Source organism: Enterobacter sp. PGRG2 (assembly GCF_030291195.1).
Classification (GTDB): Bacteria; Pseudomonadota; Gammaproteobacteria; order Enterobacterales; family Enterobacteriaceae; genus Enterobacter_D.
In genome coordinates this window covers 3124819-3150101 of the sequence record NZ_CP127837.1, presented here as the reverse complement: position 1 = coordinate 3150101, position 25283 = coordinate 3124819, and the positions used below count along the sequence as shown (strand labels likewise).

Sequence of the window (25283 nt, the reverse complement as noted above, 5' to 3'; positions counted from 1 at the left end):
TGATTGTAGTACGCTGATTTTACTCCCACTTTCCACGCCTCCCGTCTATAGTTAGTCTTACATTGGGTTACTTTTAATAATCATAATTACCCCACCAGAGTGTGCTATGCGTAAAACTGTTGTGATGTTACTGGGAACGTTCTGTTTATTTTCCGCAGTCCTGCATGCTGATGAAGGCGATGATGAGGCGATGAATGCCGGTGAGGTGAAAACGCTGTTTTTCGGTCATGATGATCGGACCCGCGTCACGCAACCGGAGCAGTCCCCCTGGGATGCGATCGGACAGCTGGAAACCGTCAGCGGCAATTTATGTACTGCCACCCTGATCTCCCCGCATCTGGCGCTCACCGCCGGGCACTGTCTGTTGACGCCGCCCGACGGCAAGCCGGATAAAGCGCTGGCGCTGCGGTTTGTGGCGCAAAAAGGCATCTGGCGTTATGAGATCCATGGCATTGAAGGCCGTGTCGATCCGTCTCTGGGCAAACGTCTGAAGCCTGACGGCGAGGGCTGGATCGTACCGTCCTCCGCGGCACCCTGGGATTTTGGCCTGATCGTGCTGCGCTATCCGCCGTCCGGCATCACGCCGCTGCCGCTGTTTACCGGCGATCGCGAGGCATTAACGGCAGCGCTAAAAACGACCGGCCGCCACGTTACCCAGTCCGGGTATCCGCAGGATCATCTGGATGCGTTGTACAGCCATAAAGATTGCGTGGTGACAGGCTGGGCGCAGACTTCGGTGTTGTCCCATCAGTGCGATACCCTGCCCGGCGACAGCGGATCGCCTTTGATGATCCAGACGGACACCGGCTGGCAGTTAATTGGCGTGCAGAGTTCCGCCCCGGCCGCGAAAGATCGCTGGCGGGCGGATAACCGGGCGATTTCAGTAACGGGTTTTCGCGAAAAACTGAGCGAACTGGCGCAGGAATGATCATCCCCGCCGCTGTTTACGCAGCGGCATCAGCACAGAAATCGGCTGCGGCTGGCTGAAGTAGAAGCCCTGTAACCGATCGCAACCGGCAAGGCGCAGCAGTTTCATCTGCTTTTCGTTTTCCACCCCTTCCGCAGTGACCGACATACCCAGCGCGCTGGCGATCCGAACGGTGCCGCTGACCAGCGCGGCGGCCTGATCGTCCGCATCTACCAGCCCGGCCAGCGATTTATCAATTTTAATGGTGTCGAAATTAAAGCGCCGCAAATAGCCAATGCTGGAGTAGCCGGTGCCGAAATCATCCAGCGCCACGCCGGTACCCAGCGCTTTCAGATTGGCGATCGCCGTACGCGAACGCTCCGGATTTTCCAGCACATAGGTTTCGGTCACTTCCAGTTGCAGACGGTGCGCCGGAAAACCGACGGTGTCCAGCACGCCCGCCACTTTCACTTCAAACTCCGGATCGCGAAACTGCGCGGGGGAGATATTCACCGACAGCTTAAGATCTTCCATCGCCAGTAAATCGGTACAGGCGCGGCGCAGCACAAACTGGCCGAGGGCGTAAATCAGGCCGCTGCTTTCCGCCACCGGGATAAATTCATCCGGCCCCAGCGCCCCGGCTGGACGACGGGGCCAGCGCACCAGCGCCTCGACGCCGGTCATGGTCAGCGTATGGGCATCGACAATCGGCTGATACCAGACGTCAAATTCGTCGTTTTCCAGACCGTCACGAATGTCATTCTCGATGATCAACTTGCGTTCGCGCGCGCTGTTCAGCGCCGCGTCATAATGCGTGATGCGGCCTTTACCGGTCATTTTCGAGTGATACATGGCGATGTCGGCGCGGCGGAACAGCTCGGTGCTGCTACAGTCGCCCTGCACGCTGCTGGCGATGCCGATACTGGCGGTGATGTGAATACTGCGTTCGTCCAGCCGCACCGGCGCATTGAACCAGGAGAGCACCAGCATGGCAAATATCGCGCTCTTTTCGTGAGCATTGTCGCCGTGCATGGTCATGGCAAACTCATCGCCGCCCATGCGCGACAGCATCCCGCCCGGCGGCACTTTTTCACTCAGGCTGCGGGCGATGGCGACGATCAGCTTGTCGCCGACGTCATGACCGTAAACGTCGTTGACATCCTTAAAGCCATCCAGATCCATAAACACCACCGTGATGGTGTCGGTATCGCCGGACTGATTAAGCTGCTCCAGCCGTTCGATCAGCGCGCGCCTGTTGGGTAAGCCGCTCAGCCAGTCGGTGACGGCGATGCGGCGGGCCAGCTTTTCGCCACGCGACAGTTTGTAAAGCCCGGCGCTGGTCAGCAGGATAAACATCAGGATCAACAGCGTCACCAGGCCGACAATCTGGCGGATTTCCCACGCCGCCGCATGAGCGGCCTGCGCGCCGGGAAGCTGCGGATCCCAGCTCAGGTAGCCGAGGATTTCCCCTGCCGCGCTGCGCAGCGGGACGCTGGCGGTGGACGGCATGGTGTGACTGAAGGTGAGATTGTTGATCTGGAAGGTGTCGCCCAGGTCTTTGAGGATTTGCGGCGTCAGATGGCGGGTGATCACCAGATAGCGCCGGGTATTGTCGTACACTTCGAGACGACCGGTGGTCGGGCGGATAAGGCCGATCCCCACAAAAGCCACGCCGTAACGGGTACGGGTGATCCCCGCGTAGATCAGATTTTCCCCGGGCAGCGTACGCTGATTATGACTGATTAACGCCTTCAGCCCCGCGCCAAAAAAATCCAGACTGAGTTCGGTAAAAGGCTCCATGCGAAAGGAACCCCACAGCATGTCGAAATTCTCATTCAGCACAAAGGTGCCGTCATAAAGATTATTAACCTTAAAGCCTGCGCCCCAGGTGTTATATAACCAGCTGGCATTCACCTGCGGGCGATAGACCTCGCGCACCGCATCGTCCCAGACGGCGTTGTCCAGCACCAGCGACCATACCCGGTTTACCGAAGTCTGGATCGCCCCCTGCACCGACAGCGCCGAGCGGTGTTCATCGATTTCGTTGGTTTTAGCGCTGATGAGATGCAGCGAGAGATAAATCAGGGTAATAACGGAAATAACCAGACCAATACCCGCCACGAATATCATTACGGATAAGGTTCGTGCGGTGGGTAGATTACTCCAGCTTAAGGGTTTGAACATTCACCGCCCTCTTATCCGCCTGAAAAGGCTGTTATCTTTTTTACAGAAGTAAAAATAAGCTTAGCTGATTTCGCCGTCAGCGGCAGCAGACGGCGATCACATCAGGCAAGTTTAATCAGCACCATGCCGAGGATCAGCAGTATGACCCCCGCCCAGCCTTTCCTGTTCAGCCGCTGGGAAAATAATATCCAGCCAGCGGCCAGGGTAGCGGCGATGCCGAAACCGCCCCACAGCGCGTAAGCGACCGATAAATCAATGCCCTTTACAGCCTGTGACAGCGCGCTGAAGGCGGCCAGTACCGCCGCCAGCGACAGCACGCCATAACTTTTGCGGCGAAAAGCGTCGGAAAACTTCAGCAGTACGTTGGCGATAATTTCCAGCAAAATTGCCAGCCCCAGCCAGGCCGCGTGTTGCCATTCAAAGGGCTGCATGGGCGGACTCCTTCACTTTACGGGTGCCGGATTTGATAAGCGTAATGCCCACCACCAGCGTGGTCAGCCCGGCGACTTTCATCACCGTCAGGCTTTCATCAAACCACAGTACGCTGCACAGGGTGATGAGCAGAATGCCAATCCCTTCCCACAGCGCGTAGGCCACGCCAAGGGCGATTTTTTTCACGGCAAAGGCCAGCAAAATATAAGACAGAGCGATCATCGCCAGCATTAAAATAAAGCCGGTATGGCCGCCAGAAACGCTCGCCCATTTCATGGACAGGGTACCAATAATTTCAGCCAGAATAGCCAGAGCCAGTAAGATCCAGTAACGCATAATTCTCTCCTGCGTGAGAATATAATCCTTCGTGGCTTACGATAAATCGCAAACCTTAAAACGGTAGAGGGTAGCCGCGCGCATCATGCGCCAGCTCGTGCAGAGAGAAAGAAGGCTAAAGCGCCGAGCGCCAGTACTGTTCACCAGCAAGCTGAGTGGGTGCAGAAAGGATAAAACGGGGGGTAAAACGAATTGACCTGCAAAGATTGTCCATAAAATTACAATTATCCGCGTCTTGCTTCTCGTCCTGCGGATGAAAATTGTCCTCGGTAGTTAAACACGCAATATTTTTACCACAACGGCCGTAAGGGATTGTCGAAATTTTCAAATCTTTACGCAGCGACAGGGTTATTTTTTAAGCAAAATTGCGGGGGTTTAAAATAAACAAGGGTGCAGCGCACCCTTTATTTTAAATCGTTCACGTCGATTAACTTGCCTTAAACGGATCTTTACTGTCATCCTGGCTGTCGTCGCGTTTACGGGGCAATTCGCCCTGCTTCGCCGGGTTATCTTTGACCGGCCGTTGCGGTTCTGCTGCTGTGATGTGTGGTGGTTGCGTTTGCGTTGTCATGTCGGCCTCCTGTTATCTTGTCTTTTTAGTTTAGTTGATAATCGCCGACGCAGAAGTTTAACGGGGCAATTCGCTGCGTTTTTTCTTTACCCTGGGTACCGGGCGTAAGACAGCGTATCCCTGATTCAGAAAAGCATGGTTATCCATTATCTTTTCATCTTCATGCACTCCGGTCCATAAACCGGAAAGCGCGTTAAAGTTCATTGTCTGTTCACCGTCAGGCGTTTCAACATAATAGGCACCCGTTTTCAGATAACCTGCTGAAAACAAAATACGCCGGTGACTGGTGGTTTTCATTTTATATTCAATCTTACGAAAACCTGTTGGTACTGCACGATATACATATAATGGCAAACGGGTGATTTTTATATCTCCCAGTCCGGCGATAACTTCCCCATCTCGCATAAGTACCACGTCTTCAACTACCAGGTTGATGGGCGTGTTATTATCCTGCTGATGATTCTCCGCCTTAAAATAAACAAAGTTCATGCTTTCTCCATTCCGCAGATACAATCTATCTGTATTAAGTTATAGCGCAGAACGTAGCGGCGAAGAATTAATTAAGATTCCACTGAGAGGTGGAATTAAGCAAAAAGTATGAGCTGGAATTTTTAATTAATAGATTAGTTGGCGTGTTGCCGGAAGGCGAAGGTATTTCGCAGCAGGCAGGTGATCAACGGCCTGCTGCGATTTTAATGTGCGACGGACTCAGGCGACTTTCGTTTCCAGCGGTGCTTCACACTCACGCAGGCTGCGCTGCAAATCATAAATCAGACTGCGCACCATCTCAGGCGACAAACTAAAGAACTGCGAATCAAAGGTACTGGCACCCACCGTATGGGGCGACGTGCTGTAGCCAAATTTAACGACGACATTACTACGACTTTCAACCGGACCAACCTGCCAGCCCACTACGGGAAAGGCAGGAAACACGGGCTCAATGCTCATCCTAAATCTCCTTATAAATCAATGTTTTTCACAGGTTTAACATTACAACACGTTTGTTACGACATGTTTAACCGATCAAAAAACAGTGCCGGGCCGTAAATATCAGGTACGACGCATGCTAATCAGGCTCCAGTGTCAGGAATTATCTTAGCCTAACTGATAATAGTCACAAGCCTATTTCGTAAGAAATGTCTTATTTAAGGAATAATCCGTTTTTTGGTGTCATCGAAACGTTTTACCCGCTATTACTCGCCCATTAGCTTAACAAAAAAGAACATTTTTTAAACATCTCCCCTTATTTATGGCGGGTAGATCCTAATATAAAAGAAGTAAAGTTCTTAAAATTAATCTTAATTATTATAGAAAAATTTCGCGCACCGATGATTTCGTGTCTAGGGTTAATACGTGTTTTTATCAACGAGGCGGATATAATGACAAACCAGGATAACAAACTTTCGCAGTACCCACGTCCACCTTTCCCTGAGCAGCCGCAACAGGCGCCAGGCCTTGCCTCTGAGATGAAGCCGATTCCCGATCATGGCGAAACTCGCTATATCGGCTCTGGCCGTCTGGCAGGGAAAAAGGCGCTGATCACCGGAGGCGACTCAGGTATTGGCCGTGCTGTTGCCATTGCGTATGCTCGTGAAGGCGCAGACGTGGCTATTAACTATTTACCGGAAGAAGAATCCGATGCGGAAGCCGTGATTGCCCTGATTCAGGCAGAAGGCCGTACCGCTGTTGCCCTGCCGGGCGATATTCGTTCCGAAACCTTTTGCCAGCAATTAGTGGTGGAAGCCATTAATAAGCTGGGCGGTCTGGATATTCTGGTGAATAACGCTGGTCGTCAGCAGTTTTGTGAATCCATTGAAGATCTCACAACCGAGGCGTTTGACGACACCTTCAAAACCAACGTATATGCTCCTTTCTGGATCACCAAGGCGGCGGTGCCGCACCTGAAAGAAGGCGCGGTGATCATTAATACCTCGTCCGTACAGGCCTTTAACCCGAGCGACATCCTGCTGGACTACGCGCAGACCAAAGCCTGTAACGTGGCCTTTACCAAAGCGCTCGCCAAACAGCTGGGTAAAAAAGGCATCCGCGTGAATGCGGTCGCCCCGGGGCCTTACTGGACGCCGCTCCAGTCCAGCGGTGGTCAGCCGCAGGAAAAAGTGAAAGCCTTTGGCGAAACCGCGCCGCTGGGTCGTCCGGGCCAGCCGGTGGAGATCGCGCCGCTGTATGTGCTTTTCGCTTCTGACGAAAGCTCCTTCGCATCCGGCCAGGTCTGGTGTTCCGACGGTGGTACCGGCACCGTGTAACAGAATGGCGGGCCTTTGCCTGCCATTTTTCTTTTTGCAGGATAGAGTGCCGATGAAGAATCAATCTTATACCCACCCGGGTCGCGTGGATGGCTATGCCGGGCTGGGCGACTATGCCGCTATCGGCGATGGCCGCTCGGTGGCGCTTATCGCCCCGGATGGCGCCATTGACTGGTGGTGCGCGCCTAATATGGATTCACCCCCGCTGTTTGACCGTATTCTCGACGCCACGCATGGCGGCTTCTTTCAGATTGAACCCATCGGCGAATACTGCGTAAACCGTATGTACCGGGAAAACAGCAACGTGCTGGAAACCTGTTACGAGACCGGGTCCGGCAAAGTAAAGTTTACCGAATCGCTGAACAGTAATCATGCGGGACGACTGCCCTGGTGTGAACTGGCGCGTCGTGTGGAAGGCCTTGAAGGGGAAGTGACATTAAAAATGATCTTCGTGCCGGGTTCAGCCGCCTGTACGCGCGCCCCCTGGCTGGCTGAATCGCCCAAAGGCCAGGTCATTCATATTGGCGAGCTGATGGCGATGATCAGCACCACCCCGGACGTCACGCTTACCCGCGCGGAAGATGATCGTATAGAGGCGACCCTGACTACTTCTCCCGGTTCCCGCAGCCTGATTGCCCTGCTGGTAAGCGATAAAGAGCCGCTGGCCGTGCCGCCGCTGGAAAAAATCGACCGCCGGATCGAGATCAGCGATCAGATGTGGCGGCAGTGGGCGGAGGATCTGAGCTATGACGGACGTTTCCCGGAACACGTCAAACGCTCGGCGCTGGCGCTGAAGTTTTTGCTCTACTCGCCAACCGGCGCACTGGCGGCGGCGCCCACCACCTCGTTACCTGAAGGCATTGGCGGCGAGAAAAATTATGATTATCGCTACGCCTGGATCCGCGATGCCTGTCTGATTATTCGCGCATTTGCCTTTATTGGCGCGCTGGAGGAGTGCAAAGCGGCTTTTTCATGGCTGACGCACACCATTGTGCGCCATGAAGGCGAGCTGCGCGCCTGCTACACCCTTAACGGTGAAATTGTGCCGGATGAAACCTGGCTGCCGCTGGAAGGCTATAAGGGATCGCAACCGGTGCGAATTGGTAATAATGCCCAGAGCCAGCGTCAGCTGAGTATGTTTGGCGATATGCTCGACACCGCCCTGCTGTTCGTCCATGCCGGCCACGTGCTGGATCTGACCACTTCCCGTCTGCTGTCACGGCTGGCCAATGACTGTGCCGACTCCTGGCGACAGGATGATTCGGGGATCTGGGAACTGCCGGAACGTAATCATTATACCCATTCGAAAATGGCCTGCTGGGTGACGCTGGATATCGCCGCTAAGCTTGCCAGCGATGGACATATAGAATCCACCTGGATCGACCGCTGGACGCGGGAAAAAGATCGTATTCGGGACTGGATCGAAGAACACTGCTGGTCTGAAAAGAAGCAGGCCTACACTTTTTATCCCGGAACAGACAGACTGGATGCCTCGCTGTGCCTGGTGTGGTACTACGGCCGGGAAAACAATCTGGCGCGTATGACGTCCACCTTTGACGCAATGGTGGCGGAACTGGGGCACGGCACTCCGATGCTCTATCGTTACAGCGACGTAGAAAAAGAGGAAAGCACCTTCGTGGCCTGCTCGTTCTGGCTGGTTGAAGCCTGGGCGCGGCTGGGCAACGACGAAAAGGCGTCAGGTTATATGGAGCACATCCTGGAATGCCTGTGTAATAAGGGCAACGTCGAAACCTTTAATGAGATGTTTGATGTGCGTACCGGCGAATGGACGGGAAATGTACCGCAGGGGCTGAGCCATTTGTCGTTGATTTGCGCCGCCGATGCCCTTTCCCGCCAGCGGGAAGAAGGCGATAACGCGTGGCATGTGTGAATAGTCACAGATCACCATATCGCAGGTCGGGTCAAGCGCAGCCGCCACCCGACAAAATCCACCACAAATCAGAGGCCGTCAGGCCTCTTTTTTATGCCGCGCGGGTCGCCGCACCAGTTCGCCGCCGCAGTTCGGACAAGTATGTAGCAACGGCGAGCGGGCGCAGTCGGCGCAGAAAGTGCATTCGTATGAGCAAATCATGGCCTGGGTCGAGGTGTGCGGCAACGCGGCGCCACAGCGTTCACAGGCAGGTTTTAGTTCAAGCATCAATTGTCCCCTCTGTTTTTTACTGAGCTTACGGCAATCCCGCCACAGGCAACAGCCCCGCGCCGGACAGCCTGATGTCAAAAAGGGACATGTTGTACGCCGGTGAGGTTATGCTATTATACGTTTCATATATGTTTCGTATTAAACCGACAGGCAGGATCACCTATGGGTATTGTGAAAATCTCGGACCTGATGCATGAGAATCTGCGTCTTGCCAGCAATGCGATGAGCCGCTCGATAAATTCTCAGGCGGAACACTGGTTAAAAATTGGCATGCTGGCGGAAGTCTATCCGCATTTAACCCATCAGGACCTGATGCGCCTGCTGGTGCAGACCGAGTCGCAGGGCGGCGCGGAAATTCAAAAATTAGTCCAGACCGGGGCATTTCCGGCACAAAAAGAGGCGCTGATACCATGACGATAAAACTCCATACGCAGGAAGAAATAGAGCTGGCCCGTGCCGCAGGACAGGCTGCCGCCAGTGTACTGGCGATGATCGGCCCTCATGTGCGCCCCGGGATCACCACCGATGAACTGGACAGGTTGTGTCACGACTTCATTGTGAACGAGCTGAAAATCACGCCGGCGAACATTGGCTATCAGGGCTATACTCGCACCGTCTGCACGTCCGTCAACCATGTGGTGTGTCACGGTATTCCGGCGGAGAAAGTCCTGAAAAAAGGCGACATCGTGAATATTGACGTGGCGGTGATCAAAGATGGCTGGTACGGCGATACCAGCCGTATGTATTTTGTCGGCGAACCCTCGATCCGCGCGAAACGCCTGGTGGATATTACCTATGCCTCTATGGTGGCCGGGATCAAAACCGTTCGTCCGGGCGCAACGCTGGGAGACATCGGGGCGGCGATCCAGCGCGTGGCGGAAGACGCCGGTTTTTCCGTCGTCAGGGAATATTGCGGGCACGGCGTTGGGCAAATTTATCATGACGAGCCGCAGATCCTGCATTACGGCGTGCCCGGCACCGGCACGGTGCTGAAACCGGGCATGATTTTCACCATTGAGCCGATGATCAACGCCGGTAAAGCGGCCACCAGCGTGCTGTCTGACGGCTGGACGGTGGTGACTAAAGATCGCTCGCTTTCCGCCCAGTGGGAACACACCGTAGCCGTTACGGAAAACGGTTATGATTTACTGACGCCGTGGCCGGATGGCACCGGCGAATATGAAGCGCTCTAGCGCGCTGATAATTTTCTACTCCTGAAGGATAATATTAAACGCCCTGTCTGGTATGCAGGGCGTTTTATATTTACAAGGTGAATAATTTAAGCGCAAATAAATAAAAATTGCGGCCCTGCTTATTCATGCGCCCCGCTGACGGCGGGGAAAATTATCACCGGCGCAGCCGTTAAATAAAAACAAACTAACGACTGCGTTTGGCGTGACGCTCCCAGGTTTCCTGTTTTGCGGCGACGGATTTACGCAGCGCCACATAACAGGCCCCGCTGCCGCCGTGGCGCTCTTTCGCCACGCAAAACGCCTGCACGTCTTCAAACTCAGTCAACCAGCGTGCCAGGTAACTGCGCACAATATTGGCGTGAGAGTTGTCGTCGCGTCCTTTACCATGAATGATCAGCAGATTGCGCAGATTATCTTTCGCCGCTTGATGCATAAAGCTGAACAGCATTTGCCGGCATTGCTCCACCGGCTGACGCAGCAGATTCAGACTCGCCTGTTGGCTATATTTGCCCTGGCGTAATTTCTCAATGACGCCCGTTTGCAGGCCTTCGCGCCTGAACTCCAGCGGCGTGTTGAGCGGCACAATGTCCAGAAAACCCGTGGTCAGGAAGTTATCCAGTTGCAGGAGATCAGGATGCTGCGGGCCAGAGGCGCGGCGCTCCGGCTGCCAGTGCACGTCGGTGCTGCGCTTCAGGGGTTGGACATCTTCCATGGCGTCGAGGAACAGGGATTTGTCGTCAAGGTTCATGTTGTTGTCCTCAGGCTACTTCTGCTGGTGCCAGCATCTCTCTACTATAACTGCGCCGCGCCCGCGTCTCAATGATCATCCCTGTTTTCCGAAAGGCGTTAAAAAAATCATAACCAGATGGAATACTATTTCGCTGGACATTTATTCGCCTGCGCTTAACTAATACCCCATGGAAATTAAAATAACGGGATAAATAAAAATAATGAGACATTAATGACATCCGCGACTGGAATTATACCGCAACCTGGCTATAACTTAAATCAACCCACAGGGACGATTTATCGGGAATAAGCTTAGGAAGCACTGCTGTGTGTACTCTAGAGTCTGACGGATGTCGGCAGACTCTATTTTTTTATTTCTTAAATGCGCAGGTGATTATTATTTCGCCAGCAAAACGTTTCGCTGGTTATTAATGTTGCGCTACCTCTCAGGGAGAGTAGAGACGGGTTTGTCGTCGTGCTAGATTATCTCCGCCCTTTCCCGCTGCCTTTACCAGGATCCCCATGCTGACGCTGCTTGAAGATAAAATTGCTACCCCGCTGGGCCCCTTGTGGGTGATGTGCGATGAACAGTTCCGTCTGCGGGCGGTGGAATGGGAAGAGCACAGCGATCGCATGGAACAGCTGCTGGGCCTGCATTATCGCCTTGAAGGTTATCAGCGCGTCAGCGCCAGTAATCCGGGCGGCCTCAGCCAGAAGCTGCGCGACTACTTCGCGGGCGATCTTGACGTTATTGACACCCTGCCCACCGAAACCGCCGGCACGCTCTTTCAGCGCGAGGTATGGAAAGCCCTGCGCGCTATTCCCTGCGGCCAGGTGATGCATTATGGTCAGCTGGCCGCGGCGCTGGGTCGGGCAGGTGCCGCCCGCGCAGTCGGCGCTGCTAATGGTTCAAATCCGGTAAGCATTGTGGTGCCCTGTCATCGGGTGATTGGCAGCAATGGTATGCTCACGGGGTATGCGGGCGGCGTACAGCGAAAAGAGTGGTTGTTGCGCCATGAGGGCTACTTTTTATTGTGAGAAAAAAGGACATTTAGTGCTTTTCTATCAGTGATTAGCGTAAAAAGCCCTAATCTATATGCGGAATATCAATGACATACAATAAATAATGTTATTAGGTTTCCAATAATCACCTTCTGGCACTGTCCCGGACTTACCTCTGCTCTAAAAAGATGTTAAAATTGACCAAAATCAATTAAGGCTTGAGCAGACCTATGATCCCGGAAAAGCGAATTATACGACGCATTCAGTCTGGCGGTTGTGCTATCCATTGCCAGGATTGCAGCATCAGCCAGCTTTGTATCCCTTTTACCCTTAATGAACATGAGCTGGACCAGCTTGATAACATTATCGAGCGCAAAAAGCCTATTCAGAAAGGGCAGACGCTGTTTAAAGCAGGGGATGAACTGAAATCGCTCTACGCTATCCGTTCAGGCACCATCAAGAGCTACACCATCACTGAACAGGGCGACGAGCAAATCACCGGCTTCCATCTGGCTGGCGATCTGGTGGGCTTCGATGCTATTGGCACCGGCCATCACCCGAGCTTTGCGCAGGCGCTGGAAACGTCCATGGTCTGTGAAATCCCCTTTGAAACCCTCGATGACCTGTCCGGTAAAATGCCGAACCTGCGTCAGCAAATGATGCGTCTGATGAGCGGCGAAATCAAAGGCGATCAGGACATGATCCTGCTGCTGTCGAAGAAAAATGCCGAAGAGCGTCTGGCGGCCTTTATCTATAACCTGTCGCGCCGTTTTGCCCAGCGAGGCTTCTCGCCCCGTGAGTTCCGTCTGACCATGACCCGTGGCGATATCGGCAACTATCTGGGTCTGACGGTAGAAACCATCAGCCGTCTGCTTGGTCGCTTCCAGAAGAGCGGCATGCTGGCGGTGAAAGGCAAATACATCACTATTGAAAACGGTGACGCGCTGGCGGTACTGGCCGGACACTCCCGTAACGTTGCCTGATTTTTCCCCTTCGCAGCCTCCTTTGCTGGATCGTTAAATTTATCTGATTTATTGATCTGGCAAAGGTTCTCCCCTGTTTCATTCATCATATTTGGGTTATCTTTTAGTTACAGACTGCGGTGACAGATGTAAGGAGACCCTGTATGGCCAGATATCAAAATATGTTGGTTGCCATCGATCCCAACCAGGACGATCAACCGGCATTACGGCGCGCTGTTTATCTACATCAACGGATTGGTGGTCGGATCAAAGCCTTTTTGCCAATCTATGATTTTTCCTACGAGATGACCACCCTGCTGTCGCCTGATGAGCGCACCGCCATGCGGTCAGGGGTGATCAGCCAGCGGACCGCGTGGATCCGCGAACAGGCCCAGTATTATCTTGATGCCGGCGTACCTATCGACATTAAAGTGGTCTGGCATAACCGTCCCTTCGAAGCCATTATCCAGGAAGTGCTGAGCGATCATCACGACCTGGTGCTGAAAATGACCCACCAGCACGACAAACTGGAATCGGTGATCTTCACCCCTACCGACTGGCACCTGCTGCGTAAATGCCCGTGTCCGGTATGGATGGTGAAGGATCAGCCCTGGCCGGAAGGCGGCAAAGCGCTGGTGGCGGTAAACCTTGCCAGCGAAGAGCCGTACCACACCGCGCTTAATGAGAAGCTGGTGAAGGAAACCATCCAGCTTGCGGATATGGTTAACCATACCGAAGTGCACCTGGTAGGCGCTTATCCGGTTACGCCAATCAATATCGCCATTGAACTGCCGGAGTTCGATCCCAGCGTCTACAACGATGCCATTCGCGGCCAGCATCTGCTGGCGATGAAGGCGCTGCGCCAGAAATACAGCATCGATGAGAAGCTGACCCATGTGGAAAAAGGTTTGCCTGAAGAAGTGATCCCGGATCTGGCGGAGCATATGCAGGCGGGCGTGGTGGTGTTAGGTACGGTGGGCCGTACCGGGCTGTCAGCGGCGTTCCTGGGGAATACGGCGGAACAGGTTATCGATCACCTGCGCTGCGATGTGCTGGTGCTGAAGCCGGACGAGTTCCAGACCCCGATCGAGCTGGATGACGAAGACGATTAACCTGCCCTCAGAAACAAAAAGGCCGCTCATTGAGCGGCCTTTTATTTTTGCGGTGTCTTACAGCGCTCTCAGGATCGCATCCACGCTGGCTTTTGCATCGCCGAACAGCATGTGGGTGTTCTCTTTGAAGAACAGCGGGTTCTGCACGCCTGCATAGCCGGTGTTCATGGAGCGTTTAAAGACGATAACATTCTGCGCTTTCCACACTTCCAGCACCGGCATACCGGCGATCGGGCTGCGCGGATCGTCCAGCGCCGCCGGGTTCACCGTATCGTTCGCGCCTATGACCAGCACCGTGTCGGTATCGCTGAAATCGTCGTTGATTTCGTCCATTTCCAGCACGATGTCATAGGGCACCTTCGCTTCCGCCAGCAGCACGTTCATATGGCCCGGCAGACGACCGGCAACCGGGTGAATGCCGAAACGCACCTTGATGCCGCGCGCGCGCAGCTTCTCGGTAATATCGGCAACCGGATACTGGGCCTGTGCCACCGCCATGCCATAGCCTGGGGTGATGATCACGCTGTGGGAGTTTTTCAGCATCTCAGCGGTCTCTTCGGCGCTGATTTCACGGTGTTCGCCCACTTCTTCGTCGCTGCCGGTCGAGGAGCCGTCAGTGCCGAAGCCGCCCGCGATCACGCTGAAGAACGAACGGTTCATCGCCTTACACATAATGTAAGAGAGGATGGCGCCGGATGAGCCTACCAGCGCGCCGGTGACGATCAGCAGGTCGTTGCTCAGCATAAAGCCCGCCGCCGCTGCCGCCCAGCCCGAGTAGGAGTTGAGCATGGAGACCACCACCGGCATATCCGCCCCGCCGATAGACGCCACCAGATGCCAGCCAAAGGCCAGCGCGATAACGGTCATCACCAGCAGCGCCAGCACCTGCAACCCGACGCTTTCGGTGCGCACGAAGATCACCATCAGCAGGAAAGAGACCACCAGCGCCGCCAGGTTCAGTTTATGGCGATTAGGCAGCATCAGCGGCTTAGAGGAGATTTTGCCGCGCAGTTTGCCAAAGGCCACGATGGAGCCGGTAAAGGTCACCGCGCCGATGAAGATACCGAGGAACACTTCGGTCAGATGGATGTTGACCAGAATCGGATCCAGACCCGCCTCGTGATACAGATAGCTGTTAAAGCCCACCAGTACCGCCGCAAGACCCACGAAGCTGTGCAGGATCGCCACCAGCTCCGGCATCTCGGTCATTTCGACTTTCTTCGCCAGATGAATACCGATCGCGCCGCCGATAACCATCGCCACGATGATCCACACCACGTTGCCGGTTTCCGGGCCAAAGATGGTGGCAATCAGCGCGATAGCCATACCGGCGATGCCGAAACGGTTACCCTGCTGGGAGGTTTCATGCTTTGACAACCCGGCCAGACTGAAAATAAACAGGATCGCGGCAACAATGTATGCAGCTGTAACTAATCCTCCAGACATATGTTACCCCTTAGTTCTTCCGGAACATTTTCAGCATGCGCTGAGTGACGGTGAAACCACCAAAAATGTTAATGCTGGCGATCAGCACGGCGATAAAGCTCAGGAAGCTGATCCAGCCGCCATGACCAATCTGCAATAACGCGCCGACCACGATAATGCCGGAGATGGCGTTAGTGACCGACATCAGCGGCGTATGCAGCGCATGAGATACGTTCCACACCACGTAATAGCCCACCACGCAGGAGAGCGCGAAGACGGTGAAGTGACCGAGGAACTCTTTCGGCGCCACATCAGCGAGCCAGCCGAACAGAATGATCGCCAGCGCCATCAGGGCGAATTTACGCCAAGGCGATGCGGGAACCGCTTCTGCAACCGGCTCAGGTGCGGCTTTTGCCGCCGCTTTCGGCTGGGCAGAAACCTGAATAGGCGGCGCGGGCCAGGTGATTTCACCCTCACGCACGACAGTTACGCCACGCACCACCACGTCGTCAAAATCAACGTTCACGTTGCCGTCTTTCTCTTTGCAGAGCAGTTTAAGCAGGTTAACGAGGTTGGTGCCGTACAGCTGGGAGGACTGGGTCGGCAGACGACCCGGTAAATCGGTATAGCCGATCACCTTTACGCCGTTTGGCGTGGTGACGACTTCATTGGCGATAGTGTATTCACAGTTGCCGCCGTTTTGCGCCGCCAGGTCGACGATGACGCTGCCCGGCTGCATGGAATCGACCATTTCACGGGTGATAAGCTTAGGTGCCGGTTTACCGGGGATTAGCGCGGTGGTGACGATAATGTCCACTTCTTTCGCCTGGGCGGCGAACAGCGCCATTTCCGCTTTGATAAAGGCCTCGGACATGACTTTGGCATAACCGTCGCCGCTGCCCGCTTCCTCTTCGAAATCCAGCTCAAGGAACTCCGCGCCCATACTCTGCACTTGTTCTTTCACTTCCGGACGGGTGTCGAAGGCACGGACAATAGCGCCAAGGCTGTTAGCTGCGCCAATCGCCGCCAGACCTGCCACGCCTGCGCCAATCACCATCACTTTCGCGGGCGGTACTTTACCGGCGGCAGTGATCTGCCCGGTGAAGAAGCGGCCAAATTCGTGGGCGGCTTCGACAATGGCGCGGTAACCAGCGATGTTGGCCATCGAACTGAGCGCATCCAGCGACTGGGCGCGGGAAATACGCGGCACCGAGTCCATCGCCATAATGGTGACATTGCGGGCCGCGAGTTTTTCCAGCAGTTCCGGATTCTGCGCAGGCCAGATAAAGCTCACCAGAGTGGTGCCCGGATTGAGCAACGCAATCTCATCATCGCCCGGAGCATTCACCTTGAGAATAATGTCTGACTGCCAGACGTCATTTCCGTCAACGACCTGCGCGCCCGCACGGATATACGCCTCGTCGTCAAAACTTGCCAGTCTGCCCGCGTCGCTTTCCACAGCGACAGTGAAACCCAGCTTAAGCAGCTGCTCGACCGTTTTCGGTGTGGCAGCCACGCGGGTTTCATTGGCCAACCGTTCTTTTGGTACACCAATACGCATAGTTTTCCCTTCCATCGGTTTAAGATGATGGTTTGTCAGTTTTCTCAAAAGACCTTGCCCGCCACCCACAGGGGTAACGAACATCAACGCTAATAAATCAAACGGTAACAAACTTTCTATAACCTACTGAAAATAACGCCTGCGATCTAGCGCCAGAAAAGAGTATTTCTTATTTAATTGCGGAATATTAAGAGAAACGCGTTCTGACTGGCTGGTTTAACTTAAAATTGCGGCGCGCGCCCCATAATCCGCCAAAGCGAGGCGGCAAAACATGATTACCTGTTTGTTGAGATCAACAATTTAACAATGAGTTAACTTATAAAAGTCATATGCTTTACCGGTTTTGCAGGTCTGGCGGCTGTTTTTTCCACATATATCTAATTGTTATGGTAATTCAGCCCACACCCCGCACTGGCCGTTAAAAATGACGCAGACAATGACGACATTTCAATGCCATAATCGGCAACGTTTTCAAGACAACCACACTACCAATTACTGGTTTGCGCAAGGCGAAGGATTATTTTTATGAAGCTTAAGAACACCCTCGTGGCGTCTGTACTTCTTTCAGCGACAACATTGTCGGTTAATGCCGCGACAGAATTGACGCCTGAGCAGGCAGCAGCGGTTAAGCCTTACGATCGCATCACGATCACTGGCCGTTTTAATGCCATCAGCGACGCCGTGAATGCCGTCTCTAATCGCGCCGATAAAGCAGGCGCGGATGCCTTCTATATTGTCGACTCTGCCGATTATGCCAACAGCGGTAATCAGCGCGTGGTGGCCGATCTCTATAAATCAGATGCGCCAAAAGCGGATGCGCCAAAAAATCGTGTCATTAACGGCGTGACCGAATTAACCAAAGATCAGGCGATCGAGCTGGAACCTTTCGATACCGTTTCCGTGCGGGGTTTCTACCGCAGCCAGCCTGATATTAACGCCGCCATCACCAAGGCCGCTAAAGCGAAAAATGCGGCTTCTTACTATATTGTGCGCCAGGTGGATACCAACGACGGCGGCAACCAGATGATCACCGCCTACGTCTATAAAGCAGATGCTAAAAAACGCGTACTGCAAAGCCCGGACGCTATTCCGGCAAACTCTGACGCAGGACGCGCAATGCTGGCGAAAGGCGGCGAAGAAGCGAAAAAAGTTGAGATCCCGGGTATCGCGACCAGCGCCGCGCCAAGCGCCGAAGTGGGTCGTTTCTTTGAAACCCAGTCATCAAAAGGTGGCCGTTACACTGTCACTTTACCGGACGGCACCAAAATTGAAGAAGTGAATAAAATCACCGCGGCGCAAATGGTGCCCTTCGACAGCGTGAAGTTCACCGGTAACTACGGCAACATGACGGAAATCTCCTACCAGGTGGCCAAACGCGCAGCAAAGAAAGGCGCAAAATATTACCACATCACCCGCCAGTGGCAGGAACGTGGTGGCAATATCACCATCAGCGCCGATCTGTATAAGTAATTCCCCTCTTAAAAGGCGGCTTGTGCCGCCTTTTACAGCTTTTTGCATAATTTTCTGCTGTACCTCATTGCATGCGCCTGCCGCTCTCCGTAAAATTCCGCGCCTCAGTGTGATCCACCATTTTTATGCGCTACGGCGAAATAATTATTCTGGATCCAGTTCGTTCATAACAGGATGACGATGGAAAAGAAACTTGGCCTTAGCGCTTTAACTGCGCTCGTTCTGAGCTCCATGCTTGGCGCGGGTGTGTTCAGTCTGCCGCAGAATATGGCGGAAGTCGCCAGTCCCGCCGCCCTGCTGATTGGCTGGGGGATCACCGGCGCGGGCATTTTATTGCTGGCCTTTGCCATGCTGCTGCTGACGCGGTTGCGGCCGGATCTGGATGGCGGCATCTTTACCTATGCGCGGGAAGGCTTCGGCGAACTGATCGGTTTCTGCTCCGCCTGGGGTTACTGGCTGTGCGCGGTGATCGCCAACGTCTCTTACCTGGTGATTGTGTTCTCGGCGCTGAGCTTCTTCACCGACAGCCCACAGCTGCGCATCTTTGGCGATGGCAACACATGGCAGTCCATCGTCGGCGCGTCCTGCCTGCTGTGGATCGTCCATGCGCTGGTGCTGCGCGGCGTGCAGACGGCCGCCAGTATTAACCTCGCCGCGACCCTGGCGAAACTGGTGCCGCTGGGGCTGTTCGTGGTGCTGGCTGCGCTGGCCTTTAATTTTGATAAGTTCAAACTCGATTTTACCGGCATTGAGCTGGGCGTGCCGGTGTGGGAGCAGGTGAAAAACACCATGCTTATCACCCTGTGGGTGTTTATCGGCGTGGAAGGCGCAGTGGTGGTGTCCGCCCGGGCGCGCAGCAAGCATGACGTGGGCCGCGCGACGCTGCTGGCGGTCATGGCTGCCTTAACGGTTTACCTGCTGGTGACACTACTGTCGCTGGGGGTGGTGGCCCGTCCGGACCTGGCTGAAATGCGTAACCCGTCGATGGCGGGATTGATGGTACGTATGATGGGTTCCTGGGGCGAAATTATTATCGCCGCCGGTCTGGTTGTCTCCGTTTGCGGGGCCTATCTGAGCTGGACGATCATGGCGGCGGAAGTGCCGCTGCTGGCCGCCACCTACAAAGCCTTCCCGCGTATCTGCGCCCGTCAGAATAAAAACAGCGCGCCTTCTGCTTCCCTGTGGCTGACCAACGCCAGCGTCCAGGTGTGTCTGATCCTTATCTGGCTGACGGGATCCGATTACAACACGCTGTTGACCATCGCCTCCGAAATGATCCTCGTGCCCTATTTCCTCGTCGGGGCGTATTTGCTGAAAATCGCCAGCCGTCCACTGCATAAGGTCGTGGGTGTCGGATCCTGCCTGTATGGTTTATGGTTATTATATGCCTCCGGCCCGATGCATTTGCTGCTGTCGGTGGTGCTTTATGCGCCCGGCCTGCTGGTGTTTATCTATGCCCGCCGTACCCACCAGCATGATAAACCGCTGCGCCGCGCCGAACATGTGATGATTGCCTGTCTGCTGCTTGCAGCGGTTCCGGCGACCTGGATGCTGATGGGATAAATGCTGCGCCCATCGTCTTAACGATAAGGAGATAGCGATGGGTAAAGATCAACCCAATCCCATTTTAATTACCGGCGGAGGCCGCCGTATCGGCCTCGCCCTTGCCCACCATTTTCTCAACCTGCACCAGCCGGTGATCGTCAGCTATCGCACGCCTTACCCGGCTATCGATGTGTTGCAGGAAGAAGGCGCGGTCTGCATCCAGGCGGATTTTTGTTCCGATGACGGAATATTAAAATTTGCCGAGGAGATCAAATCCCGTACCCGTTGTCTGCGCGCGGTGATCCACAACGCCAGCGGCTGGCTGCCGGAAAAGCCCGGCACGCCTCTTACCGAAGTGCTGTCCGCCATGCTGCAAATCCATGTCCACGCCCCTTACCTGCTCAATCATGCACTGGAAGGTCTGCTGCGCGGTCAGGGTCATGCGTCCACCGACATTATCCATTTCACCGATTACGTGGTGGAGCGCGGCAGTGATAAACATATCGCCTACGCCGCCAGTAAAGCGGCGCTGGATAACATGACGCGCTCCTTTGCCCGCAAGCTCGCGCCGGAAGTGAAAGTCAATGCCATCGCCCCGTCGCTGATTTTATTCAACGAGCACGACGACGCCAGCTATCGTCAGAAGGCGCTGAATAAGTCACTGATGAAAATCGCCCCCGGTGAAAAAGAGGTTATCGATCTTGTGGATTATCTGCTCACCAGTTGTTATGTCACCGGTCGCAGTTTCGCCATCGACGGCGGTCGTCCGCTCCGCTAACGAAAGAGTGATGGCGGGTTGAAACAAGGCGGTGTATGTTGGCGTTTTTAGCTAACCATCATGCATATGAATAAGATCGTTTTTGTAGAAGACGACCCGGAAGTCGGCGCGCTGATCGCGGCGTATCTTGGTAAACACGATATCGACGTGATTGTCGAGCCGCGTGGCGATTGCGCCGAAGCGGTGATCCTGCGGGAGAACCCTGAACTGGTGCTGCTGGACATCATGCTGCCCGGTAAAGACGGCATGACGCTGTGCCGCGATCTGCGCAGCCAGTGGCAGGGACCCATCGTGCTGCTGACCTCTCTTGACAGCGATATGAACCATATTTTGTCGCTGGAAATGGGCGCCAGCGATTACATCCTGAAAACCACCCCTCCCGCCGTGCTGCTGGCCCGTCTGCGATTGCACCTGCGCCAGCATGCCGCGAACTCCACGCCCGCGGCGCAGCAAAATACCTTAACGCCGCACAAAGCCTTGCGCTTTGGCAGTTTGTCCATCGATCCGGTTAATCGCCAGGTGCTGCTGGCCGGGGATGAAATTGTCCTCTCGACGGCGGATTTTGATCTGCTGTGGGAGCTTGCGACCCATGCCGGGCAGATTATGGACCGGGACGCGCTGCTAAAGAATCTGCGTGGCGTCAGCTACGACGGGATGGATCGCAGCGTTGACGTGGCCATTTCACGCTTACGCAAAAAACTGCTCGATAATGCCACCGAGCCCTACCGCATTAAAACGGTGCGCAACAAGGGCTATCTGTTCGCGCCCCACGCCTGGGAAAACTGAGTGTCGCTACTATCACAGGTGTCTGAATGAAAAAGCTGTTTGTGCAGTTTTACCTGCTGCTGTTCGTCTGTTTTCTGGTGATGACCATGCTGGTCGGCCTGGTGTACAAATTCACCGCCGAGCGTGCGGGCCGACAGTCGCTGGACGATCTGATGAAAAGCTCGCTGTACCTTATCCGCAGCGAGCTGCGCGAAATCCCGCCCCACGAGTGGAGCAAAACCCTTAAAGAGATGGATCTTAATCTCTCATTCGATATGCGTATTGAGCCGCTGAATAAGTTCAGCCTTGACGCGCCAACGGCGCAGCGGCTGCGGGAAGGCGACATTGTGGCGCTGGACGCGGAGTACACCTTTATCCAGCGCATCCCCCGCAGCCACTATGTGCTGGCGGTCGGGCCGGTGCCTTATCTGTTTTATCTGCATGAGATGCGCATTCTCGACATCACGCTGCTGGTGTTTATCGCGATTTCGCTCGCCTTCCCGGTTTTTATCTGGATGCGCCCGCACTGGCAGGAGATGCTGCGTATCGAATCGGCGGCGCAGCGTTTTGGCGACGGGCATCTGACCGAGCGCATCCACTTTGATCGTGGCTCAAGCTTTGAGCGGCTCGGCGTGGCTTTTAATCAGATGGCGGATAACATTAACGCTCTCATCGCCAGCAAGAAACAGCTGATAGACGGCATCGCCCATGAACTGCGCACGCCGCTGGTGCGCCTGCGTTACCGTCTGGAGATGAGCGATAACCTCAGCGAGCCGGAACGGGCGGCGCTGAACCGTGATATTGGCCAGCTGGAAGGACTGATCGAAGAATTGCTCACCTATGCCCGCCTCGATCGGCCGCAAAATGAGCTGCGGCTGACGACGCCGGATCTGCCCGCCTGGCTGACCGGTCATATCGCCGACGTGCAGAGCGTAACCCCTGACAAACGTCTGCGGGTTTATGCCGACAGCGCCGCGCACTTTGGCGCGCTGGACATGCGTCTGATGGAACGGGTGCTGGATAACCTGCTCAATAACGCCCTGCGCTATTGTGAAAACGAGGTGAGCGTCAGCCTGGATCTGGACGGCAGCTATGCCTGTTTACAGGTTGACGACGACGGCCCCGGCATCGCCGAAGCGGAACGCCAGCGGGTGTTTGAGCCTTTTGTGCGTCTTGATCCCAGCCGCGATCGCGCCACCGGCGGCTGCGGACTGGGGCTGGCGATTGTGCACTCGATCGCACAGGCGATGGGCGGTGAAGTGAGTTGTGATGCCAGCGATACCGGCGGCGCGCGCTTTCGTTTTCGCTGGCCAGTTACACAACTGGTCGCCCTTCCCGTCCTGCCGGACCGTTAATCGCGGTGGCCGGAGCGGTCCGGCTGTGCTATACATAAAGTATGTTGTAACTAAGGAGTAAGCTATGGCGCGCTACGACCTGATCGAACGCCTCACCAGCACTTTTCGCCAGCTTGAGCAGCAACTGGCGGAGCTGAAAACCGAACTCGCCGCCTGTCGGCTGCTGGCAGGCCGCGTCTTTGAGCTGCCGGCAGTGGAAAAAGGCAGCGAGCACGATCCCCTGACCACCATCACCGTGAAGCAGCATATCGGCAAGGAAGCGGCTGAACGGGCGCTGCGCCACTTCACGCACCTGTTTATCCAGCAGCAGTCCGAAAAGCGCAGCAGCAAAGCCGCCGTGCGGCTGCCCGGCGTGATCTGCCTGCAAACGGCTCCCGGGCTGCGCGACGCCATCGAAGCGCGCATCGCCACCATCAATGACCTGAAGCAGGCTTTTGAGCGCATTATCACCGTGGAATCGGAACTTCCTCCCGCCGCGCGCTTTGAATGGGTGCACCACCACCTGCCGGGGCTGATTACCCTTAACGCCTATCGCTCGCTGACCACCCTGCGCGATCCGGCGACGCTGCGCTTTGGCTGGGCGAACAAACACATCATTAAGAATCTGACCCGGGATGAGGTGCTGGCGATGCTGGCGAAGAGCCTGAAAGCCCCCCGCGCGGTGGGCGGCTGGACGCGTGAACAGTGGCAGACGCGGCTGGAGCAGGAGTACAACGATATTGCCGCCCTGCCGCAACGGGCGAAACTGAAAATCAAACGGCCGGTGAAGGTGCAGCCCATTGCCCGCGTCTGGTATGCGGACACCAAAAAGCAGGTGCAGTACGCCTGCCCCGCGCCGATGATTGCGCTGATTGATGCGGAAAACGGCGGCCGGGTGCCGGATATCGGGGAACTGCTGAATTACGATGCTGACAATATTCAGCATCGTTATAAGCCTGAGGCGCAGCCGTTAACGCCGATTATTCCCCGGCTGCACCTCTTTGTTGCCGGTTAGTGGCCCGGCTTCATGCTGCCGACCATGGATTCAGGCCGCACCCAGCTGTCGAACTCTTCAGCGGTGAGATAGCCCAGCGCCAGGGCAGCGTCTTTCAGCGTCAGCCCTTCTTTATGCGCTTTCTTGGCGATTTCCGCTGCCTTGTCATAGCCGATGTGGGTGTTCAGCGCCGTCACCAGCATCAGTGACTCGTTGAGCAGCTGATCGATACGGCTGCGCACCGGTTCGATACCGGTGGCGCAGTGTTCGTTAAAGCTCTCCATGCCGTCCGCCAGCAGACGCACCGATTGCAGCACGTTATGAATGACCATCGGGCGGAAGACGTTCAGCTCAAAGTTACCGGACGCGCCGCCCATGTTCACCGCCACGTCGTTGCCCAGCACCTGGCAGCACAGCATGGTCATGGCTTCGCACTGCGTCGGGTTCACTTTGCCCGGCATAATGGAACTGCCCGGCTCGTTTTCCGGAATGGCGATCTCGCCGATGCCGCAGCGCGGGCCGGAGGCCAGCCAGCGCACATCGTTGGCGATTTTCATCATCGAGGCCGCCAGCCCTTTCAGCGCGCCGTGGGTATGCACCAGCGCGTCGCAGGTGGCGAGGGCTTCGAATTTATTCGGCGCGGTGACAAACGCCTGCCCGGTGGTGGCCGCCAGCTCTTCCGCCACACGCACCGCGTATTCCGGATGGGTGTTCAGGCCGGTGCCCACCGCCGTGCCGCCCAGCGCCAGCTCGCTGAGATGCGGCAGACTGTGCTCAATATGTTTGAGATTATGCTCCAGCATCGCCACCCAGCCGGAGATCTCCTGCCCCAGCGTCAGCGGCGTGGCGTCCTGCAAATGGGTACGGCCGATTTTGACGATATCCGCAAAGGCGCGGGATTTTTCGCTGAGCGTGGTTTTGAGTTCGTTCAGCGACGGGAGCAGCTGTTCGCGGATGGCGATCACCGCGGCGACGTGCATCGCCGTGGGGAAAACATCGTTCGAGCTCTGGCTTTTATTAACGTCGTCATTCGGGTGAACTTTGCGCTCCATACCGCGCACGCCCCCCAGCAGCTCGCTGGCGCGGTTCGCCAGCACTTCGTTCATGTTCATGTTGCTCTGGGTGCCGGAGCCGGTCTGCCAGATGGCCAGCGGGAACTCGTCAGGATGTTTCCCCGCCAGCACTTCATCGGCGGCGCTGATAATGGCGCGGGCTTTTTCTTCGGGCAGCAGCCCCAGATCCTGATTCACCTTAGCGGCGGCACGTTTGGTCAGCGCCAGCGCGCGGATCAGCGCCTCCGGCATTTTTTCCGTCGAGATGCGAAAATGCTCCAGCGACCGTTGGGTTTGCGCGCCCCATAATTTATCTGCCGGAACGTCGATGGCGCCCATCGAATCTTTTTCATTGCGATGCGAAGTCATACTTTCTCCCTGGATACCAAGTGATGTGGGTTGCCGACATTGCTCACCTGCAAACGAAGTTGTAAGTATTACTGAAGTTGCGTGGCACGATAGAAAATGTTGCAAAAAAACGTCCGGCGACGGGCTGCGTTGCCGGA

25 protein-coding genes are annotated in these 25283 nt (G+C 55.4%); 14 read left to right on the top strand and 11 right to left on the bottom strand.

Features of this window, described 5'->3' with window-relative positions; all coding sequences use genetic code 11:
- The first annotated feature begins 106 nt into the window (after positions 1 to 106).
- Positions 107 to 928, top strand: coding sequence for a trypsin-like serine peptidase (locus QRD42_RS14055; protein WP_318363053.1), 822 nt, complete (start codon positions 107 to 109; stop codon positions 926 to 928).
- Here QRD42_RS14055 and QRD42_RS14050 read toward each other — a convergent pair whose 3' ends face one another.
- The 6 genes from QRD42_RS14050 to QRD42_RS14025 all read right to left on the bottom strand — a co-directional run bounded on the left by QRD42_RS14050 (position 929) and on the right by QRD42_RS14025 (position 5378).
- Positions 929 to 3091 carry a bifunctional diguanylate cyclase/phosphodiesterase gene (locus QRD42_RS14050; protein ID WP_321987409.1) on the bottom strand — a complete coding sequence of 721 codons (2163 nt, stop codon included), beginning with the start codon at positions 3089 to 3091 and terminating at the stop codon, positions 929 to 931.
- A gap of 101 nt (positions 3092 to 3192) precedes the next feature.
- On the bottom strand, positions 3193 to 3522 hold the full coding sequence (mdtI, locus tag QRD42_RS14045; protein WP_321987408.1) for a multidrug/spermidine efflux SMR transporter subunit MdtI: 330 nt from the start codon (positions 3520 to 3522) through the stop codon (positions 3193 to 3195).
- On the bottom strand, positions 3509 to 3859 hold the full coding sequence (gene mdtJ / locus QRD42_RS14040) for a multidrug/spermidine efflux SMR transporter subunit MdtJ (protein WP_072568360.1): 351 nt from the start codon (positions 3857 to 3859) through the stop codon (positions 3509 to 3511). The genes mdtI and mdtJ overlap by 14 nt, the downstream gene beginning before the upstream one ends.
- 427 nt (positions 3860 to 4286) lie before the next feature.
- Positions 4287 to 4430 (bottom strand): hypothetical protein, encoded by a 144-nt coding sequence (locus QRD42_RS14035; RefSeq protein WP_199775925.1) that lies wholly within the window; start codon positions 4428 to 4430, stop codon positions 4287 to 4289.
- A 57-nt stretch (positions 4431 to 4487) separates the two neighbouring features.
- Positions 4488 to 4919, bottom strand: coding sequence for a hypothetical protein (locus tag QRD42_RS14030; protein ID WP_321987407.1), 432 nt, complete (start codon positions 4917 to 4919; stop codon positions 4488 to 4490).
- A 219-nt stretch (positions 4920 to 5138) separates the two neighbouring features.
- On the bottom strand, positions 5139 to 5378 hold the full coding sequence (locus QRD42_RS14025) for a hypothetical protein (protein WP_318374808.1): 240 nt from the start codon (positions 5376 to 5378) through the stop codon (positions 5139 to 5141).
- Between the two features lie 431 nt (positions 5379 to 5809).
- Between QRD42_RS14025 and QRD42_RS14020 the strand changes: the two genes are divergently transcribed.
- Both QRD42_RS14020 and QRD42_RS14015 read left to right on the top strand, forming a co-directional pair.
- The gene (locus QRD42_RS14020; protein ID WP_072568356.1) at positions 5810 to 6694 is read left to right on the top strand and encodes an SDR family oxidoreductase; all 885 of its coding nucleotides are present in this window, start codon (positions 5810 to 5812) and stop codon (positions 6692 to 6694) included.
- Between the two features lie 52 nt (positions 6695 to 6746).
- Positions 6747 to 8585, top strand: coding sequence for a glycoside hydrolase family 15 protein (locus QRD42_RS14015; RefSeq protein WP_321987406.1), 1839 nt, complete (start codon positions 6747 to 6749; stop codon positions 8583 to 8585).
- 78 nt (positions 8586 to 8663) lie between these two features.
- On the opposite strand, the gene QRD42_RS14010 is transcribed toward QRD42_RS14015, so the two are convergent.
- Positions 8664 to 8852 carry a DUF1272 domain-containing protein gene (locus QRD42_RS14010; protein ID WP_321987405.1) on the bottom strand — a complete coding sequence of 63 codons (189 nt, stop codon included), beginning with the start codon at positions 8850 to 8852 and terminating at the stop codon, positions 8664 to 8666.
- A 165-nt stretch (positions 8853 to 9017) separates the two neighbouring features.
- Here QRD42_RS14010 and QRD42_RS14005 point away from each other — a divergent pair, with 165 nt between their 5' ends.
- Together QRD42_RS14005 and map are read left to right on the top strand one after the other, a co-directional pair.
- Positions 9018 to 9269, top strand: a complete 252-nt coding sequence (locus QRD42_RS14005) for a ParD-like family protein (RefSeq protein ID WP_318363057.1) — start codon at positions 9018 to 9020, stop codon at positions 9267 to 9269.
- Positions 9266 to 10048: a type I methionyl aminopeptidase gene (gene map / locus QRD42_RS14000; RefSeq protein WP_318363058.1), complete on the top strand. Its 783-nt coding sequence runs from the start codon at positions 9266 to 9268 to the stop codon at positions 10046 to 10048. Before QRD42_RS14005 ends, map begins: the two co-directional genes overlap by 4 nt.
- 184 nt (positions 10049 to 10232) lie before the next feature.
- Here the strand turns inward: map and smrA are convergent, their stop codons facing one another.
- On the bottom strand, positions 10233 to 10796 hold the full coding sequence (gene smrA / locus QRD42_RS13995) for a DNA endonuclease SmrA (protein ID WP_321987404.1): 564 nt from the start codon (positions 10794 to 10796) through the stop codon (positions 10233 to 10235).
- A gap of 503 nt (positions 10797 to 11299) precedes the next feature.
- On the opposite strand from smrA, the gene ogt reads away from it, so the two are divergent.
- From ogt to uspE, 3 genes are all read left to right on the top strand, one after another.
- Positions 11300 to 11815 carry a methylated-DNA--[protein]-cysteine S-methyltransferase gene (ogt, locus tag QRD42_RS13990; RefSeq protein ID WP_321987403.1) on the top strand — a complete coding sequence of 172 codons (516 nt, stop codon included), beginning with the start codon at positions 11300 to 11302 and terminating at the stop codon, positions 11813 to 11815.
- Between the two features lie 194 nt (positions 11816 to 12009).
- The gene (gene fnr / locus QRD42_RS13985) at positions 12010 to 12762 is read left to right on the top strand and encodes a fumarate/nitrate reduction transcriptional regulator Fnr (protein WP_072568349.1); all 753 of its coding nucleotides are present in this window, start codon (positions 12010 to 12012) and stop codon (positions 12760 to 12762) included.
- Positions 12763 to 12905: 143 nt separating this feature from the next.
- Positions 12906 to 13853, top strand: a complete 948-nt coding sequence (uspE, locus tag QRD42_RS13980; RefSeq protein ID WP_072568348.1) for a universal stress protein UspE — start codon at positions 12906 to 12908, stop codon at positions 13851 to 13853.
- Between the two features lie 57 nt (positions 13854 to 13910).
- On the opposite strand, the gene pntB is transcribed toward uspE, so the two are convergent.
- Both pntB and pntA read right to left on the bottom strand, forming a co-directional pair.
- Positions 13911 to 15299: a Re/Si-specific NAD(P)(+) transhydrogenase subunit beta gene (gene pntB / locus QRD42_RS13975; protein ID WP_321987402.1), complete on the bottom strand. Its 1389-nt coding sequence runs from the start codon at positions 15297 to 15299 to the stop codon at positions 13911 to 13913.
- Between the two features lie 10 nt (positions 15300 to 15309).
- The gene (gene pntA, locus QRD42_RS13970) at positions 15310 to 16839 is read right to left on the bottom strand and encodes a Re/Si-specific NAD(P)(+) transhydrogenase subunit alpha (protein ID WP_321987401.1); all 1530 of its coding nucleotides are present in this window, start codon (positions 16837 to 16839) and stop codon (positions 15310 to 15312) included.
- Between the two features lie 525 nt (positions 16840 to 17364).
- On the opposite strand from pntA, the gene ydgH reads away from it, so the two are divergent.
- The 6 genes from ydgH to tus all read left to right on the top strand — a co-directional run bounded on the left by ydgH (position 17365) and on the right by tus (position 23746).
- A complete protein-coding gene (ydgH, locus tag QRD42_RS13965; RefSeq protein ID WP_072568344.1) occupies positions 17365 to 18309 on the top strand; it encodes a DUF1471 family protein YdgH in 945 nt (314 codons plus the stop codon).
- Between the two features lie 180 nt (positions 18310 to 18489).
- A complete protein-coding gene (locus QRD42_RS13960; RefSeq protein WP_321987400.1) occupies positions 18490 to 19872 on the top strand; it encodes an amino acid permease in 1383 nt (460 codons plus the stop codon).
- 37 nt (positions 19873 to 19909) lie between these two features.
- The gene (gene folM, locus QRD42_RS13955; RefSeq protein ID WP_072568342.1) at positions 19910 to 20632 is read left to right on the top strand and encodes a dihydromonapterin reductase; all 723 of its coding nucleotides are present in this window, start codon (positions 19910 to 19912) and stop codon (positions 20630 to 20632) included.
- Between the two features lie 66 nt (positions 20633 to 20698).
- Entirely contained in the window at positions 20699 to 21418 is a 720-nt protein-coding gene (gene rstA, locus QRD42_RS13950; RefSeq protein WP_321987399.1) for a two-component system response regulator RstA, read from the top strand.
- 26 nt (positions 21419 to 21444) lie between these two features.
- On the top strand, positions 21445 to 22752 hold the full coding sequence (gene rstB / locus QRD42_RS13945) for a two-component system sensor histidine kinase RstB (protein ID WP_321987398.1): 1308 nt from the start codon (positions 21445 to 21447) through the stop codon (positions 22750 to 22752).
- A gap of 64 nt (positions 22753 to 22816) precedes the next feature.
- Positions 22817 to 23746, top strand: coding sequence for a DNA replication terminus site-binding protein (tus, locus tag QRD42_RS13940; protein WP_321987397.1), 930 nt, complete (start codon positions 22817 to 22819; stop codon positions 23744 to 23746).
- Here the strand turns inward: tus and fumC are convergent.
- Complete coding sequence (gene fumC, locus QRD42_RS13935; protein ID WP_321987396.1) at positions 23743 to 25146, bottom strand: class II fumarate hydratase; 1404 nt, start codon at positions 25144 to 25146, stop codon at positions 23743 to 23745. The two genes, tus and fumC, sit on opposite strands and share 4 nt — an antisense overlap.
- Positions 25147 to 25283: the final 137 nt, after the last annotated feature.